Genomic DNA, 1,062 nt, shown 5'->3' with positions numbered 1-1,062 from the left:
GCGTGGCGACGCCGCGGCGAGCGCGACCGGCTGCGCGTGCCCGTGGGCGTCAGCCCCGACGGCGCGCCCGTCGAGCTCGACCTCAAGGAGGCCGCGCACGGCGGCATGGGCCCGCACGGGCTGTGCATCGGCGCGACCGGGTCGGGCAAATCCGAGTTCCTGCGCACCCTCGTGCTGGGTCTGGTCGCCACCCACGACCCCGACTCGCTCAACCTCGTGCTGGTGGACTTCAAGGGCGGCGCCACGTTCCTCGGGCTGGAGCCGCTGGCGCACGTCGCCGCGGTCATCACCAACCTGCAGGCCGAGATCACCATGGTCGACCGCATGCGGGACGCCCTCGAGGGGGAGCTCACCCGGCGCCAGGAGGTGCTCCGCGCGGCCGGCAACTACTCGAACGTGGCGGAGTACGAGGCCGCCCGCGCCAAGGGCGCGCCGCTGGACCCTCTCCCCGCACTGGTGATCGTGGTCGACGAGTTCTCCGAGCTGCTGTCCTCCAAGCCCGAGTTCGCCGAGCTGTTCCTCACGATCGGACGGCTCGGGCGCTCCCTGCACATCCACCTGCTGCTCGCCTCCCAGCGCCTCGAGGAGGGGCGGCTGCGCGGGCTGGACAGCCACCTGTCCTACCGGATCGCCCTCAAGACGTTCTCCGCGACCGAGTCCCGCACGGTCCTGGGCGTGACCGACGCCTACCACCTGCCCGCGACCCCGGGCGCCGGCTACCTCAAGGTGGACGCCGGCGACCCGGTGCGGTTCGACGCCGCCTACGTCTCCGGCCCGTACACCGAGGACCGCCGCCTCGACGGTTCCACGGTGGCCACGGTCGCCGCCCGCGCGGCGGTGCGGCCGTTCACCGCCTGGTACATGCCGGTGCCGACCCCACCGGTGGTGGTCGGAGGCGACGACGACGAGGACCTCGTTCCCGGCGACACCGCGGACGCTGACGGCGCGGGGGAGTCGGCGAGCCTGCTCGACGTCCTGGTGGGCCGACTCGCCGGGCACGGCCGGCCCGCTCACGAGGTGTGGCTGGCTCCGCTGGGGGAGGGTGCCCCGCTGGACTCGGCT

At 73.9% G+C, this 1,062-nt stretch carries 1 protein-coding gene; it reads left to right on the top strand.

What is annotated here, in order from left to right; genetic code table 11:
- The coding region (locus tag G6030_RS15025) for an FtsK/SpoIIIE domain-containing protein (RefSeq protein ID WP_277817477.1) at positions 1-1,062 on the top strand (1,062 nt) is incomplete at both ends.

Origin of the sequence: Dietzia sp. E1, assembly GCF_014145015.1 — a bacterium.
Classification (GTDB): Bacteria; Actinomycetota; Actinomycetes; order Mycobacteriales; family Mycobacteriaceae; genus Dietzia; species Dietzia cinnamea_A.
Note: the sequence above shows the minus strand (reverse complement) of the source record. Positions and strands in the feature narration are given on the sequence as shown.